Origin of the sequence: Thiohalocapsa halophila (genome assembly GCF_016583825.1) — a bacterium.
GTDB lineage: Bacteria > Pseudomonadota > Gammaproteobacteria > Chromatiales > Chromatiaceae > Thiohalocapsa > Thiohalocapsa halophila.
In genome coordinates this window covers 1-14,777 of sequence record NZ_NRRV01000007.1, presented here as the reverse complement: position 1 = coordinate 14,777, position 14,777 = coordinate 1, and the positions used below count along the sequence as shown (strand labels likewise).

Below are 14,777 nucleotides of genomic sequence, written 5' to 3'. Positions count from 1 at the left end.
GTGCCGGTTATCAAGAAAAGCGCACTGGTGCGCCACTCGGCGGAGCAGATGTTCAAGCTCGTCGCCGACGTGGAGGGCTATCCGAATTTCCTGCCCTGGTGCAATTCCGCACAGCTGCTGTCTGCCACCGAGGACGAGATTTGCGGGCGCATCGAGGTCGCCCGCATGGGCGTGCGCCAGACCTTCGCGACCTGCAACCGCATCGAGCCGCCGGAGCGGATGTACATCGATCTGATGGACGGCCCTTTCCGCAAGCTCACTGGACTCTGGACCTTCAGGCCGCTGCGTGACGACGCCTGCAAAGTGGAGCTGGAGCTGGACTTCGAGTTCTCCGGCCGGCTGATCGACAAGGCCTTCGGCGGCGTGTTCGGGACCATTGCCAACTCCCTGGTGGACGCCTTCTGCAAACGAGCCGACGAGGTATACGGTGACTGACGAGACCATTCGCGTGGAGGTGGCCTACGCCCGTGAGGGGGCCCAGGCGCTGCTGCCGGTGCAGGGGCCCGAGGGGCTGACCATCGGCGACGCCATCGAGCGCTCCGGCATCACCCAGCGCTTTCCGGAGATCGACTTGACCGCCAATAAGGTCGGGGTCTTCGGCAAGGTGGCGAAGCTCGACATCGCCCTGGCGGACGGCGACCGCGTGGAGATCTATCCACCGCTGATCGCGGACCCGAAGCAGGCGCGCAAGTCGCGCGCCGCTGACGCGGATGCGAAGAAATCCGATCCCAAGGCGGCCGACGCCAAGGGCGATAAGGCCGGGGCCTGACGCGAGCGGGTGCAGTGCAGGAGCACGCACCTGGCGGCTTTGGCGCGGCTGCAGCCGGATCCGAGCCGCAGCCGCTGGGAAGCTGCCCGGGCATACCCGCGGCGGGTACTGCCCGCCGGCGCTCAGTCCTCGGGCTCCAGTCCGACGACGCCCAGGGTGCGCTCGATAATGCCGCGGCGCTCCTCGTAGTCCGGCACCTTCACCACCACCTGCGGCTGGTCTTCTCCGGGAATGCCTTGATCCGGGTCCGGCGGTACGAAGCCCTGAACGCGCACCAGCGCGTCGTCCTGGAAAAAGAGCGTTAACGGCTTTTTCTCCATGGGCTTGTGGCCGCGCTTCATGGTGTAGGTGTAGTCCCAGCGGTCGCTGTGGAACATGTCGGTCAGCAGCGGCGTGCCGAGCAGAAAGCGCACCTGCGCCTTGGTCATACCGATTTCCAGCTCGTCCAGCATGTCCTTGGTGACGATGTTGCCCTGCTGGACCGGCATTTTGTACACGAAGGGCAGGCTCGATAGCGCAGACGCTTCCTTGTACGGATCGGGCTTCTTGTTGCGTGCACATCCGAATTGTGCGGCAATAGTCAGTATTATGAGGAGAATGACAATCTTTCGCATCGGGTCGGGTGACTCCGTTGAAGCATCCTGAGTGCTGCCTCGCAGTGGTGCCGCATAGGGCGCTGGTGCGGCCGCGAAAGGCCGCTGCGAGGCGGCGTCGGCAGCAGCGGATCGATCGGCCAAGTCTAACGCAGCCGACGCACATGCAGCACGCGGCGGTTCAGTGAGCTTCCCGCGGCAGGCGTTGGGGAGCATGAGGCAATGATGGAGAACCAGCAGATCAAGCAGGCGGGGCTCAAGGTCACGCTGCCCCGCGTCAAGATTCTCAATGTGCTGGAGACGAGCGAGCTTCGGCATCTGAGCGCCGAGGACGTCTACAAAGAGCTGCTCGCCGCCGGCGAAGAGATCGGCCTGGCCACCATCTACCGGGTGCTGACCCAGTTCGAGGGGGCCGGGCTCGTCTGTCGTCACCACTTCGAGGGCGGGCAATCGGTGTTCGAGCTCAACCGCGGCGGGCACCACGACCACCTCGTCTGCGTCAAGTGCGGCAAGGTGGTGGAGTTCGTCTCGGAGATCATCGAGGAGCGCCAGCGCGCCATCGCCGCCGAGCACGATTTCCAGATCGAGGATCACTCCCTCATCATCTACGGCGTCTGCAAGCAGTGTCGGGAGTCGGCCTGACCCTTGGGGCTCGCGCGCGAGCCGGCTTCGGCCCCGCGACTGGCATGACGACAGCGACAGCGCCGACAAAACGTCTGCGCGACTTGGCCAGGGCGCTCTGGAGCTCGGGACGCAGATGGCGGTAATCCGCATCGATCTGTCGCAGCAGACGCTGACACTGCGCGCTGCCGGCGCGCCCCGCGTCTATCCGGTCTCCACCGGGGCCAATGGCCCGGGCGAGCGCCACGGCAGCGGCTGTACGCCGCGCGGGCGGCATCGGGTGCGGCTCAAGATCGGCGCCGGCTGTCCGGCGGGCGCCGTGTTCCGCGGCCGGCGCTGGACCGGCGAGGTCTACAGCCACGAGCTCCGCGCGTGTCAGCCGCAGCGGGATTGGATCCTGACCCGCATCCTCTGGCTCACGGGCACCGAGCCCGGGCGCAACCGCGGCGGCGATGTGGACAGCCTGCGACGGTTCATCTACATCCACGGCTGTCCGCCCACTGAGCCCATGGGCGTGCCGCGCTCTCACGGCTGTATCCGCATGCGCGATGCGGACCTCATCGCGCTCTTTGACGCCGTGCCCCTGGGCAGCGTCGTGGACATCCACTGACGCCGGTGTCCCCGCGCCGGCGCTGCGCAGCGTGCCCGCGCCCGTCCTGACCCGTCTGGCGAGCGCCCTGGTGGTGGTGCTCGGCGTCTGCACCCTGGTGTTCGCGCTGATCCACCTGGTGCCTGGCGACCCCGTGGAGGCCATGCTCGGTGAGCGCGCCCAGGCCGGGGACCGCGCGGCGCTGCGCGCGGCGCTTGGCCTGGATCGGCCCCTCTGGGAGCAGTACTGGAGTTATCTCGGCGACTTGCTGCGGCTGGACCTCGGGGCCTCGTTTCTGGACCAGCGCCCGGTGACGGCGATCCTCGCCGAGCGCCTGCCGGCGACATTGCGGCTCGCCGCGGCGGCGCTCGGTATCGCCCTGGTGGTCGCACTGCCACTGGGCGTGCTGGCGGCACGGTTTCGGGGCAGCGCGGTGGATTCGGCGGCCATGACGCTGTCGCTGCTGGGCATCTCCATCCCGAACTTCTGGCTCGGGCCGCTGTTGATTCTCGTCTTCTCGCTCTGGCTCGGCTGGACGCCGGTGAGCGGTGATCAGGCGCCGCTCGGCATCGTGCTGCCGGCGCTCACGCTGGGCACTGCGCTCGCCGCTATCCTCGCGCGGATGGTGCGCGCGAGCATGCTGGAGGTGCTCGGGGAGGATTATGTGCGCACCGCCCGTGCCAAGGGCCTGGGGGAAGCGGCGGTGCTCTGGCGCCATGCGCTGCGCAATGCCTGGCTGCCGGTGCTCACCGTCATCGGTCTCCAGCTCGGCGGCCTGCTGGCGGGCGCCGTGATTACGGAGACGGTGTTCGCCTGGCCCGGCATCGGCAGCCTGTTGGTGGAGTCCATCAAGGCGCGGGACTTCCCGGTGGTCCAGGGCTGCGTGCTCCTGATCAGCCTGTCCTACGTCGCCGTCAACACGCTGACGGATCTCGCCTATGCCTGGATCGACCCGCGCATCAGCGCCGACTGAGCGCCAGCGGCCGTCCCCGCAAGGCCGGGGCGCCCGCCGTCAAAGCGCCCGGCGGGGGCGGCCGCTGGCGGTCTTGCCGTGGCTGGTGCTGCTGGCTTGGCTGGCGGCGGCGCTGGCGGGCCCCTTCGTGACCGATGCGGCCAACCGAGTGGACCTGCCGCGCATCTTGGCGCCGCCGGCCCCGGGGCTGCCCCTGGGCGCCGATGACCTCGGGCGGCCGGTGCTGGCGCGGCTGGCGGCCGGTGCCGGCACCTCCCTGGCCGTCGGCTTCGGCGTCGTGCTGCTGTCCGTCGCCGTCGGTGCGCTCCTGGGCGGGGTCGCCGGCTTCGCCGGCGGCTGGGTGGATCTGTTGATGGTGCGCATCATCGACGTCTTCCTGGCCTTCCCCGGCATCCTGCTCGCCATCGCGCTGGCGGGCATTCTCGGGCCCGGGCTCGGCAATGTCGTCATCGCCCTGGCCGCGGTGAGCTGGGTGGGCTATGCCCGGCTGGCGCGGGCCCAGGTGCTCTCGCTGCGCCGCCGCGACCATGTGCTGGCCGCCCGGGCGCTCGGCGCCGGCCCGGTCCGCATCCTGCGCAGACACCTGCTGCCCCTGGCCGCCGCGCCCCTGATCGTCGAGGCCACCTTCGGCATCGCCGGTGCGGTGGTCGCCGAGGCTGGGTTATCCTTCCTCGGGCTCGGCGTGCAGCCACCGGCGGCGTCCTGGGGCAGCATGATCCGCGACGGCGTCGCGCACATGCTCACCGCGCCGCACTTGGTGGCGGCCCCCGGCGCCGCGCTGATGCTGGTGGTGCTGGCGGTGAACCTCCTCGGCGACCGCCTGCGCGACCACCTGGACGTACGCACTGCCCGGCGCTGAAGCACGCTGTCGTCGCCGGCCGGTCCCGGCCGGCGCCAATCCCTCCCCTGCGACCCGCAACGCCAAAGGAGCCGTTTGATGCACAAGATGCCCGCGGATCATTACGCCGGTGTGCTCGCCCGTGCCGAGTGCCTGGCCGACCAGGCGACGGTGGAGGCGGCCCTGGATGCCATGGCCGCCGACATCGCCGCGCGCCTAGGCGACAAGGACCCGCTGGTGCTGTCGGTGGTCACCGGCGGCATCGTCGTGGCCGGGCTGTTGCTGCCGCGCCTCCAGTTTCCGCTGCGCCTCGACTATGCGCATGCCACGCGCTATCGCGGTGCACTGAGCGGCGCCGAGCTGCATTGGCAGCATCGCCCGGCGGAGGCCGTGCGCGGTGAGCATGTGCTCATCGTCGACGACATCTTCGACCAAGGCCACACCATGGAGGCGATCGCCCACGCCTGTGGCGAGGACGGTGCGGCGAGCGTCACCGCTGCGGTGCTGACCATGAAGGAGGGTGCAGCCGAGACCGACTATCGGCCCGATGTTATCGGTCTGCGCCTGCCCAACCGCTACGTCATGGGCTACGGGCTGGACTACAAGCGCTATTTTCGCAATCTGCCGGGCATCTATGCCGCCGCCGACGACGATGTCTGATGCGGCCCAGGGCATGGGGCTGCCAGATAAAACGCTAATATAATGAAGGGCTTTTTGACATTAGAGGGTGCATGCGTTAAACCATCACTCACATACGGCCCGTAAGCGTGTGCGTGGCGGCGTGCCTCACTTGCAGGTTTTGCAAGGCCCGATGAGCTCGCCGTCGCTGGCGCAACCGCCAGGGCCGATGCAGCCGTCTTGCCGGTGCCTCCACCGCAACACCGGCCCGGCGGGTGCCGCAAGCCCCGGCGCCCCGGGCGGTGACCACCCCGACGGCTCACCGCAGTGAACGAGGAGGATGGGTAATGCAATCACTCGATGGCTACCGCAATAGCCACGCCGAGCTGCGCCAGATGATCGACGATCTGCGCTCTATCATGACCGTCGAGCAGCTCAAGATCCGGCCCAATGCCAAGACCGCGTACGAGCTCATGTGTGATCTGGCCAAGAAGGTCAAGGCGCACCTGGCCGAAGAAGACCGGCAACTGTATCCGAACCTTTTGATCCATGAGGACCCCAAGGTGAAGTCTATCGCTTGGGGCTTCATCAGCGGCGAGAAGCCCCTGCGCCGCACCTTCGACGAGTACTACAGGAAGTGGCTGAAGGATTGCGATTTCAATTTCACGGAAGAATTTCTGGAGGAGTCCCGGGAGATCTTCGATATGCTGACCTACCGGATCGACCGCGAGGAGCAGGTGCTCTTCCCCAAGCTGGTGGAGATCGGCATGTTCACCTCTTACGCCGAGCAGCGCGCCTAACGGGCGAGGGCGGGGCGGGCATGCGGCGGGCATGGAGCTTCGCCCACCGCTGAGTCGCTCGCCCCTGACATAGCATTGCGCTGGCGCTAACGCGCCAGCTGCATCGGGTCGGTCCCCTGGCTGGGACCGGCCCGATTTTTTTTGCGCCTTGCTGCTAGCTCAGCCTTTCAACGACCCCCGGACGGCTTCCGCAGCTGCGTCGGTTTGCCGCCGCGGCCGCCGCGGCGTAGACTGCGCGCGTTTTGTCGCCTACGCCCCGGGGCCGCCGCTGTGGTGTGCCGCGCGCAGCCGCGGGTCGGCCACGGAGCATGTACATGGGCCATCTTGGCATCATCGGCGGGTCCGGTTTTGCAGCGCTGCCGGACGTGGAAGTGGCTCACCGCGAGTGGGTGGACACCCCCTATGGTGCGCCCTCGGCGGAGCTGTTGACGCTGCGCCACGCCGGGCAGGCATTCTACTTTCTGCCGCGCCACGGCGCCGGCCACAGTATTCCGCCGCATGCCATCAACTATCGCGCCAATGTGCAGGCCTTGGCGGATCGCGGCGTCACGGACGTGGTGGCACTCGGCGCCGTCGGCGGCATCGCCGCCGATTGCGGCCCGCTGCGCCTCTGCGTGCCCGACCAGCTCATCGACTACACCTGGGGACGCCTGAGCACCTTCTACGACGGCGCCGACGGCGACGTCATGCACGTCGATTTCACCGCCCCCCTGACGCCGGGGCTGCGCGAGCGCTTGCTCGCGGCCGCGGCGGGTGCCGGTATGGATGTGCACGCCGGCGGTACCTACGGTGTCACCCAAGGGCCGCGGCTAGAGACAGCGGCCGAGATCCGGCGCCTGGAGCGCGACGGCTGCGATCTGGTGGGGATGACCGCGATGCCCGAAGCGGTGCTCGCACGCGAGCGCGGCCTCAACTACGCACTACTGGCATTCGTGGTCAACTGGGCCGCCGGTAAGGCCGACGGCGAGGTGACCATGGCCGACATCGAGGCCAATCTGGCGCGCTGCGCGGATGCCGTACGCCGGCTGCTGCTGGCACTGGTGGCCGCACACTGACTGCGGGGCGCCGGCGGCCTGCCAGCGGGTCGGACATCCCGGTCTCGCGGGGCGCTTGCGCGCAGGGCCTGGACGGCCAGCCGCGCGGCCCGGTCGGGCACCCCAGTCGGGCACCCCAGTCGGGCACCTTGGCCCCGCAAGGGTTATTATGGGCGTCTGAATTTCGAAGCACGAGGTAAACAACATGGCCGAATCAGGCGAACAAGCTTCCAACAGCCGGCTCACTTTCCTGCCCAAGCTCCTGCTCTGGGGCTTGGTGCTGTTGTTCGGCTACCTCTACCTCGGCGCCGTCGAGCGCAGCGAGCAGACGACCCAGGCGCCCATGGCGAGCGCCGAGCCGAGTGACACCGACACGCCAGCCGCCGGCACCGCCGCTGGGGACACCACGGCGTCCGCGAGTGCCGCGGCACCGGACGAGGCGCCCGCGCAAGCCGCCGCCCAGCCCGCGACTGCACAACCGCAGACTCAGCCGCCCCAGCCTCAGCCCCAGACTGAGCCCCAGCCTCAGCGCCAGCAGGCGGCGGCCACCCCGGAGCCGTCCGCGCCCAAGCCGGCGTCCGCCGCCAGCATCGATGCCAGCACCGCCGCCGCTCCGCCGGTGTCGGAGCCGGTGCCAGAGCCAGTTTCAGAGCCAGCGTCAGACCAGGCCGAGCCCGCCGCCGCCCAGGTCGCGACCGTTCCTGAGCCTGCCAAGGCCGCCCCCGAAGCCCCCGCAAAGCCCGAGCCCAAGCCAGCGCCCGCGCCGGTCGACACCGCGGCCAGCGGCGATGCCGAGGCCGAGGCCGAGAAGGTCAGCAAGGCCGAAGCCGAGGCCTTCGCCCAAGCCGTCATGAATGAAGAATCGGCCGATGCCGGGGGCGCTGGCGAGCAGGCCGAGACCGCCGAGAAGACCCCGGCAGAGGCGCCCGCACAGCAGCCGAGCGCACCCGCCTCGCAGCCTGCGCAGCAAGCGGCTGCGGCACCCGGGCCGACGCCGGCGACCAGGCCCGAGTCCACGGCCGGTTACCGCATGGCACCGCCGCGTGCGGCGGCGCCTCGGTCGCCGGCAGCCGCGGCGCAGGCCGCCCAGGAGCGCCGCGCCGAGCTGATGCGGCAGTACGAGGCCATGCGCCAGCAAGCCATGGAAGAGGCCCGCAAGCGCTGGCAGCAGTATTACAGCAACCGCCCACCGATGCCCATGGCCAGGCCGCCGGTGCCCATGTATCCGGGGTATGCACCCGGCCGTGCACCAGCCGCGCCGGCTGGCAGCGAGTAGCCGTCATGCCGCCGCTGGGTGGCTGCTCTCAGCAGGGTCCAGCCGCCTGGGCGGCGGCGTGCGATAGCGGCGCTACTCGGCGGCGGCTCACAAGAGCGTAGCGTCCTCGACGCCCCGTGCCGGGGCATTCCGTGCAAACCACGGCCGTCAGCTGCCGGCCGCCCCTGTGGCACAACTCATGTCCGTGCGCGCTCTGTGCGTGCGGAGCACGCTCTAAGCCCCACCCATGTTCCAGCCCCTGCCCTTGTTCGTCGGTCTCCGCTACACCCGGGCGCGGCGGCGCAATCACTTCATTTCCTTCATCTCGCTGATCTCCATGCTGGGCATCATGCTCGGCATCGTCGCCCTCATCGTGGTGCTGTCGGTTATGAACGGCTTCCACAAGGAGATCCAGGAGCGCATCCTCGGCATGGCCTCCCATGCCACCCTGAGCGCGCCGGACGCAGGCATCGCCGACTGGCAATCCGTGGTGGAACGTGTGCAGCAATACCCGGACGTGGTGGGGGCCGCCCCCTACGTGGAGCTGGAGTCCATGCTGATGAACGCCGGGCGCACCCATGCGGCGCTGCTGCGCGGCATCGTGCCCGCACGTGAGGACGCCGTATCCGATCTGCGCCGGGACATGGTCGTCGGCAGTGTCGACGACCTGACAGCGGAGAGCTTCAACATCGTGCTGGGCGCGGAGCTCGCGGCCGTGCTCGGCGTCGGCGTCGGCGACAAGGTCACGGTGGTGACGCCGCAGCTGAACGCGACGCCGGTGGGCGTCATGCCGCGGCTCAAGGCGTTCGAGGTCGTCGGGCTGTTCGAGGTTGGCATGTCCGACTATGACCGCGGCGCCGGCTTCATGCACATGGCGGACGCAGCGCTGCTCATGCGCCTGGGTGAGGCCGCCGAGGGCATTCGTCTCAAGCTCACGGACATGTTCGACGCGCCCTTGGTGTCCCGCGAGGTCGCCTATGCGCTGAATGCGGAAGCTGAGCGCGAAGGTGCCGAGTCGGCCGTGGCCTATCGCGTCACGGACTGGACCCAGGTGCACCGCAACTTCTTCGCGGCGCTGCGCACCGAGAAGCGGATGATGACCATCATCCTATTCCTGATCGTCGCCGTCGCGGCCTTCAATATCGTCTCGACGCTGGTGATGGTGGTGACCGACAAGCGCGCCGACATCGCCGTGCTGCGCACCCTCGGCGCCTCGCCGGGGCGGGTCATGGGCATTTTCATGGTGCAGGGCACAACCATTGGTGTCGCCGGGACCTTGCTCGGGGTCGTCGGCGGTGTGCTGCTCGGCTGGAACGTCGAGCCCATTGTCGCCGGCATCGAGCGCGCCTTCGGCGTGCACTTCCTGGACCCGAGCATCTACTACATCAGTGCGCTGCCCTCGGACGTGCGCGCCGGCGACGTGCTGCGGGTGGGCGGGGGCGCCTTTCTGATGTCGGTGCTCGCCACCCTGTATCCGGCCTGGCGTGCGGCACGCACCGACCCGGCGGAGGCCCTTCGCTATGAATGATCGCCCTGAATGATCGGCCTGAGTGAAGACCGTGAACGACCCCTATGAATGATCTGGCCCAGAGCGCGACGCCGACGCCGGGCGCTGCGACGGATACGGCCTTGCCGGTGCTGGAGTCCCGCGGTGTCGGCAAGACCTTTCGCCAAGGACCCCAGGAGGTGGTCGTGCTGCGCGCCGTGGATCTCACCATCGGGCAGGGCGAGCGCGTCGCCATCGTCGGTGCATCCGGCTCCGGTAAGAGCACGCTGTTGCACTGCCTGGGCGGCTTGGAGCGGCCCTCGTCCGGGCAGGTGCTCTGGGCGGGCCAGGACCCGATGCGCCTGTCCGAGCGCGAGCGTGGACTGCTGCGCAACCGCAAGCTCGGCTTCGTCTACCAGTTCCATCATCTGTTGGCGGAGTTCACGGCGCTGGAGAACGTTGCCATGCCGCTGTTGATCGGCAAGCTGCGCCCGGCAGAGGCGCGCGAGCGCGCGGCGGCGGTGCTGGCGCGCGTCGGGCTCGACCATCGGCTCACGCACAAGCCCTCCGAGCTCTCCGGCGGCGAGCGCCAGCGCGCGGCGGTCGCCCGAGCCCTGGTGACCCGCCCGGATTGTGTGCTGGCGGACGAGCCCACCGGCAACCTGGATCGACACACGGCGACGGATGTCTACGAGATGATGTTGGAGCTGAACGCCGAGCAGGGCACCAGCTTGGTGATCGTCACCCATGACACGGACCTCGCGGCCCGAGCGGATCAGATCTGGCGCCTGGACTATGGCGTGCTGTCGCGAGCTGCGGCATAACGCCGGCGCCGGCGGCGGATCTCTTGGCGCAGGCTCCGCCGCCAGAGCCACTGCACCGTGAAATAACCGGCGGCGGCGAAGGTGCAGGCACAAATGAGGCAGCCGAGCGCCAGGGGGCCGAGCACGCCGAGCCAGTTGTGCCAGTCGAGCCAGAAGTCCGGCTCGAAGGTGCGGATGGGCTGGCCGGTCAGAAAGGCGCCGATGACATAGGCCAGGTAGAACATCGGGGGTATGGTCAGCGGGTTGCTGAGCCAGATAATGGAGGCGGCGATGGGCAGGTTGACCCGCAGCTTGATAGCCGCTGCCGAAGCCATGAATACCTGCCCGAACGGCGGCATGTACATCATGAACAGTCCGACGGCGACGGCGCCCGATGCCGAGCGTCGGTTCAGGTGCCAAAGATTGGGGTCCTGCAACAGGGTGCCGAATACGCGGATCCAGCGGCTTTCCAGGATCACGCGCGGGTTGGGCAGGATGCCCTTGAGCCAGCGTCTCACGGTGTCGGGTCTGGGGCCTCTGAATGGGCGGCGCCGCAGCGAGTATACGCCAGCACCAAGGCGTCGAAACGGGCCGGTCCGCTGCCTTCGGCGCGCCTGCCGACGCTGTCTCTGGCGCGCCCCCCTCGTGGGTGAGCTGGACCTGAAGGACCGGGTCCGCAAGGGCTGAGACCCGGCTTTGGCCATGGATGGCGCTCCAGCACAGCGCGTTGAAGCCGGGCCCGTCGCCACCCCCCGAAGGCTGTCACCCACACCCGTGGCCCTGGCCTTCGCGACCGGATGCGGGGGCTTCGCGGCACTGCCGCGCCTGCCTGGGCCTTGGCTGCCCTGGCTCCTGGCGGGCGTTGCGAGCGTCTTGCTGCTGGCGGCGGCCGGCTGGCGCCGGCGGCTGCCGGTGGCACTGGCGCCGGCACTGCTGGTGTCGCTGGTGGCGGCCGGCGCGCTCTGGGCGTACCTGGATGCCTGCCGCGTCCTCTGCAGCCCGTTTCCGGAGCAGCGCGTGAATCAGACACTGGTCGCCGTGGGGCGGGTCGCCTCGCTGCCGCAGGACAAGGGCTACGCCGAGCGCTTCTTGTTCCGCATCGAGCGGCTGCGGGCAGACGGCGAGCCGCTCGGCTTCCGCGGCCTAGTGCGCCTGTCCTGGTACCGGGAGCGCCCGGCGCTGCGAGTGGGCCAGCGCTGGCGGCTGTCGCTGCGCCTGAAGCCCCCGCACGGCTTCGTCAATCCCGGCGGCTTCGACTACGAAGGCTGGCTCTTTCAGCGCGGTATCGCCGCCACCGGACATGTGCGGGACCCGGAGGCGGCGGTGCGCCTCACGGCCGGGCCCGGGCCCTATCGGCTGGATCACTGGCGCCAGGCTTTGCGCGACCGCTTGGCGGCTCTGCTGCCGGAGGGCCCTGCCGCGGCGCTGGTACCGGCGCTGGTGCTCGGCGACCGCGGCGGCCTGACGCCGGCGCAATGGGAGGTCTTCTCGCGCACCGGCACCAGCCATCTCATCGCCATCTCGGGTCTGCATGTGGGGCTGGTGGCGGGCGCGGTGTTGCTGGCAGTGCGCTGGAGCTGGTCGCGCTTCCCGCGGCTGACGCGCCGGCTCGCCGCGCCGCGAGCCGCCGCAGGTGTGGCGCTGCTGGCCGCCGCGGGCTATGCGGCCCTCGCCGGCTTCTCCATCTCCACGCAGCGGGCGCTGGCCATGCTGGCGGTGGTACTGGTGGCTGCCATGCTGGGCCGCACCCTGCGGCCCTGGTCCGGTCTCGCGTTGGCGCTGCTGGCGGTGCTGCTGCTGGACCCGGCGAGCGTGCTCTCCTATGGCTTTTGGCTGTCCTTCGCTGCCGTGGCGATGCTGCTCTACGCTCTAAGCCAGCGGCTGGCGCCGCCCTTTGCCCTGGTGCGCTGGGGGCGGGCGCAATGGGCCGTGGCCGTGGGGCTGCTGCCGCTGCTGCTGTTCTTCTTCGCCCGGGCGTCGCTGGTGGCGCCGGCCGTGAACCTGGTGCTGGTGCCGCTGTTCGGGCTGTTGCTGCCGGTGGTGCTGCTGTTCGCGGGCTTGGCCCTCGCCGGCGATTGGCCCTGGGCCCTCTGGCCGGTGGCTGTGGTGCTGGATGCCGGCTATGCCCTGCTGGCCGCCATCGCCGGCTGGGAGCTGGCCGGTGTCACCCTTGGCGGGCGTGCGCTCTGGGTGTGGCTCGCGGCAGGGGGCGGGGCGCTGCTGCTGCTTGCGCCCCGGGGTGTGCCGGCGCGTTGGCTCGGCCTGGTGCTGTTGCTGCCGCTGGCGGCGGCGCGGCCGCCGGCGCCGCCGCCGGGCGCGGCGCAGCTCACCATGCTGGATGTGGGGCAGGGGCTTGCGGTGGTGGTGCGCACGGCCGGCCATACGCTGGTCTACGACATGGGGGTCGGCTGGCCCAGCGGCTTCAATACGGGCACTGTGGTGGTGGCGCCGTATCTGCGCCACCGCGGCGTCGGCGGCGTCGACATCGCCATGGTGAGCCATGCGGACCAGGATCACGCCGGCGGGCTCGAGGGCCTCGCCGCTGATCTGCCCGTCCGCCGGGTGCTGAGCGGTGAGCCCCAAGCACTGGACGCGCCGGCGGGCGTGGCCGCCGAGGCTTGCCGCGCGGGCGACCATTGGCGCTGGGACGGCGTCGAATTCCGCGTCCTGCATCCGTCGGGCCCGGCTCAGGAAGGCAATGATGCCTCCTGTGTGCTGCACGTGGCGGCCGGCGGCGCGAGCGTGCTGTTGACCGGCGACATCGAGGCCGGTGTCGAGGCCGCACTGGTGGCTGCCGTGCCGGGGGCACTGGCGGCGGATGTCCTGCTGGCGTCGCACCACGGCAGCGACAGCTCCAGCACCGCGGCCTTCCTGCGTGCGGTGGACCCGGACTGGGTCTGGTTCTCCGCCGGCTACGCGAACCGCTTCGGCTTCCCGAGCGCGGACGTGGTGGCCAGGGTGCGGGCCCTCGGTGCCGCCGCCGCAAGCACGGCCACGGACGGCGGCGTCACCTTGCGGCTGCCGGCGCAGCCGGGGCCGCTGGTACCGACAGGCGCTCGTGAAGTCCGCCAGCGACTCTGGCGCCACCGCCCGAGGCCCGCGGACGCCACGAGCCGGGCACCACCCTGAGCATGGCGAGGTCTTGGCCGCGCTTGCACCGAGGAGTCCCGCTCACCGGCGGCCTGCAACAACGCCGCCCTGCCGCCGCCGGTACGGCAACCCTATGCGTGTACAGCCGGGTCGTGGTGCCCCGTCGGCGGCATGGCCCGGAGCTGTTATGATTCCGAGGTTTTGGACCCGGCGCGATACCGGAGGGGCAATTCGGGAGTGATTGATCAGGTGTTCGAGCTGTTGCGGGCGGGCGGTTGGCTGATGTGGCCGATTCTGCTCTGCTCCATCGTTGCGATGGCCATCGTCATCGAGCGTTTCTGGGCCCTGCGCCGGTGGGCGATCATGCCGGAGGACCTGGTGAGCCGCATCTGGCAGCTGCACCGCCGGCAGCTCCTGAACGACGACCGCATCGCCGAGATCCGCGAGGGCTCGGCCCTGGGGCGCATGCTCGCGGCCGGCCTGGTGAACCGCTTCCATTCCCGCGAGGTCATGAAGGAGGCCATCCAGGACACGGGCCGCCAGGTGGTGGCGGACCTGGAGCGTTATCTCAACACCCTGGGCACCATCGCGGCGGTGACGCCGCTGCTCGGTCTGCTCGGCACCGTGCTCGGCATGATCGAGGTCTTCGGCGTGATCATGGAGGCCGGCGTCGGCAACCCCGGCGTGCTCGCCGGCGGTATTTCCCAGGCACTCATCACCACGGCCTCGGGGCTGTCCGTGGCCATCCCCGCGCTGATGTTCTATCGCTATTTCGACAATCGCGTCGACAAGCTCATCGTCGCCATGGAAGAGCAGGCGCTCAGGCTCATCGAGGTGATGCAGGGCGCGCGCGAGGCCGGCGATTACGGGGGCCAGGCATGAACCTGCGGCCCAGGCGCCGGGAGCCCCCGGACATCAACCTGACGCCGCTCATCGATGTCGTCTTCCTGCTGCTCATCTTTTTCATGGTCTCCACCACCTTCAACGACGACGCGCGGCTGCGCCTGACGCTGCCGCAGGCCGACGGCGAGCCGGCTGCCGCCGGCGAGCTGGACCTGCTGGAGCTGGTGGTGGATGTCTCCGGGCGCTTCTACGTGGACGGCCGCGAGGTGCTGGGCACCGATGTCGGTACGCTGCGCCGGGCGCTGGAAGAGGCGACCGCGGGTCCCGATGCGGCCGATCGGCCCGTACTCATTCGGGCCGACGCCGAGACCCCGCACCAGGCGGTGATGACGGCCCTGGACGCCCTGGGGCAGCTCGGCATACAGCGGGTGGCCTTCGCCGCGAGCCGCACGGACCAGGCGCCGT

The 14,777-nt window shown here is 69.7% G+C and carries 17 protein-coding genes; 15 read left to right on the top strand and 2 right to left on the bottom strand.

Annotated features, from left to right (window positions below):
• Both CKO31_RS04310 and CKO31_RS04305 read left to right on the top strand, forming a co-directional pair.
• The gene (locus tag CKO31_RS04310) at positions 1 to 435 is read left to right on the top strand and encodes a type II toxin-antitoxin system RatA family toxin (protein ID WP_200234346.1); all 435 of its coding nucleotides are present in this window, start codon (positions 1 to 3) and stop codon (positions 433 to 435) included.
• A complete protein-coding gene (locus CKO31_RS04305; protein ID WP_200234345.1) occupies positions 428 to 769 on the top strand; it encodes an RnfH family protein in 342 nt (113 codons plus the stop codon). Before CKO31_RS04310 ends, CKO31_RS04305 begins: the two co-directional genes overlap by 8 nt.
• 122 nt (positions 770 to 891) lie before the next feature.
• Here CKO31_RS04305 and CKO31_RS04300 read toward each other — a convergent pair whose 3' ends face one another.
• Positions 892 to 1,383 (bottom strand): outer membrane protein assembly factor BamE, encoded by a 492-nt coding sequence (locus CKO31_RS04300; RefSeq protein WP_200234344.1) that lies wholly within the window; start codon positions 1,381 to 1,383, stop codon positions 892 to 894.
• Positions 1,384 to 1,587: 204 nt separating this feature from the next.
• Here CKO31_RS04300 and fur point away from each other — a divergent pair, with 204 nt between their 5' ends.
• The 10 genes from fur (at position 1,588) to lolD (ending at position 10,400) form a co-directional block, all read left to right on the top strand.
• Complete coding sequence (gene fur / locus CKO31_RS04295; RefSeq protein WP_200234504.1) at positions 1,588 to 2,004, top strand: ferric iron uptake transcriptional regulator; 417 nt, start codon at positions 1,588 to 1,590, stop codon at positions 2,002 to 2,004.
• A gap of 115 nt (positions 2,005 to 2,119) precedes the next feature.
• Entirely contained in the window at positions 2,120 to 2,593 is a 474-nt protein-coding gene (locus CKO31_RS04290; RefSeq protein ID WP_200234343.1) for a L,D-transpeptidase, read from the top strand.
• A gap of 31 nt (positions 2,594 to 2,624) precedes the next feature.
• Complete coding sequence (nikB, locus tag CKO31_RS04285; protein WP_322789089.1) at positions 2,625 to 3,545, top strand: nickel ABC transporter permease; 921 nt, start codon at positions 2,625 to 2,627, stop codon at positions 3,543 to 3,545.
• Between the two features lie 64 nt (positions 3,546 to 3,609).
• Positions 3,610 to 4,404 carry an ABC transporter permease gene (locus CKO31_RS04280; RefSeq protein ID WP_438874000.1) on the top strand — a complete coding sequence of 265 codons (795 nt, stop codon included), beginning with the start codon at positions 3,610 to 3,612 and terminating at the stop codon, positions 4,402 to 4,404.
• 78 nt (positions 4,405 to 4,482) lie between these two features.
• Entirely contained in the window at positions 4,483 to 5,043 is a 561-nt protein-coding gene (locus CKO31_RS04275) for a hypoxanthine-guanine phosphoribosyltransferase (protein ID WP_200234340.1), read from the top strand.
• Positions 5,044 to 5,348: 305 nt separating this feature from the next.
• Entirely contained in the window at positions 5,349 to 5,801 is a 453-nt protein-coding gene (locus tag CKO31_RS04270; protein WP_200234339.1) for a hemerythrin domain-containing protein, read from the top strand.
• Positions 5,802 to 6,115: 314 nt separating this feature from the next.
• Complete coding sequence (locus CKO31_RS04265; protein ID WP_200234337.1) at positions 6,116 to 6,856, top strand: S-methyl-5'-thioinosine phosphorylase; 741 nt, start codon at positions 6,116 to 6,118, stop codon at positions 6,854 to 6,856.
• A 184-nt stretch (positions 6,857 to 7,040) separates the two neighbouring features.
• Entirely contained in the window at positions 7,041 to 8,111 is a 1,071-nt protein-coding gene (locus CKO31_RS04260) for a hypothetical protein (protein ID WP_200234336.1), read from the top strand.
• Positions 8,112 to 8,337: 226 nt separating this feature from the next.
• Positions 8,338 to 9,618, top strand: a complete 1,281-nt coding sequence (locus CKO31_RS04255; RefSeq protein ID WP_200234335.1) for a lipoprotein-releasing ABC transporter permease subunit — start codon at positions 8,338 to 8,340, stop codon at positions 9,616 to 9,618.
• Positions 9,619 to 9,662: 44 nt separating this feature from the next.
• Entirely contained in the window at positions 9,663 to 10,400 is a 738-nt protein-coding gene (gene lolD / locus CKO31_RS04250) for a lipoprotein-releasing ABC transporter ATP-binding protein LolD (RefSeq protein WP_200234334.1), read from the top strand.
• Here the strand turns inward: lolD and CKO31_RS04245 are convergent.
• Positions 10,370 to 10,897 carry a DUF2062 domain-containing protein gene (locus tag CKO31_RS04245; RefSeq protein ID WP_200234333.1) on the bottom strand — a complete coding sequence of 176 codons (528 nt, stop codon included), beginning with the start codon at positions 10,895 to 10,897 and terminating at the stop codon, positions 10,370 to 10,372. The genes lolD and CKO31_RS04245 overlap by 31 nt on opposite strands.
• Before the next feature lie 256 nt (positions 10,898 to 11,153).
• Here CKO31_RS04245 and CKO31_RS04240 point away from each other — a divergent pair, with 256 nt between their 5' ends.
• From CKO31_RS04240 to CKO31_RS04230, 3 genes are all read left to right on the top strand, one after another.
• Positions 11,154 to 13,508 (top strand): DNA internalization-related competence protein ComEC/Rec2, encoded by a 2,355-nt coding sequence (locus tag CKO31_RS04240; RefSeq protein ID WP_200234332.1) that lies wholly within the window; start codon positions 11,154 to 11,156, stop codon positions 13,506 to 13,508.
• 210 nt (positions 13,509 to 13,718) lie between these two features.
• Positions 13,719 to 14,351: a MotA/TolQ/ExbB proton channel family protein gene (locus CKO31_RS04235; RefSeq protein WP_200234502.1), complete on the top strand. Its 633-nt coding sequence runs from the start codon at positions 13,719 to 13,721 to the stop codon at positions 14,349 to 14,351.
• A partial coding sequence (locus CKO31_RS04230) for an ExbD/TolR family protein (RefSeq protein ID WP_200234331.1) occupies positions 14,348 to 14,777 on the top strand: 430 nt, incomplete at its 3' end. The genes CKO31_RS04235 and CKO31_RS04230, both read left to right, overlap by 4 nt.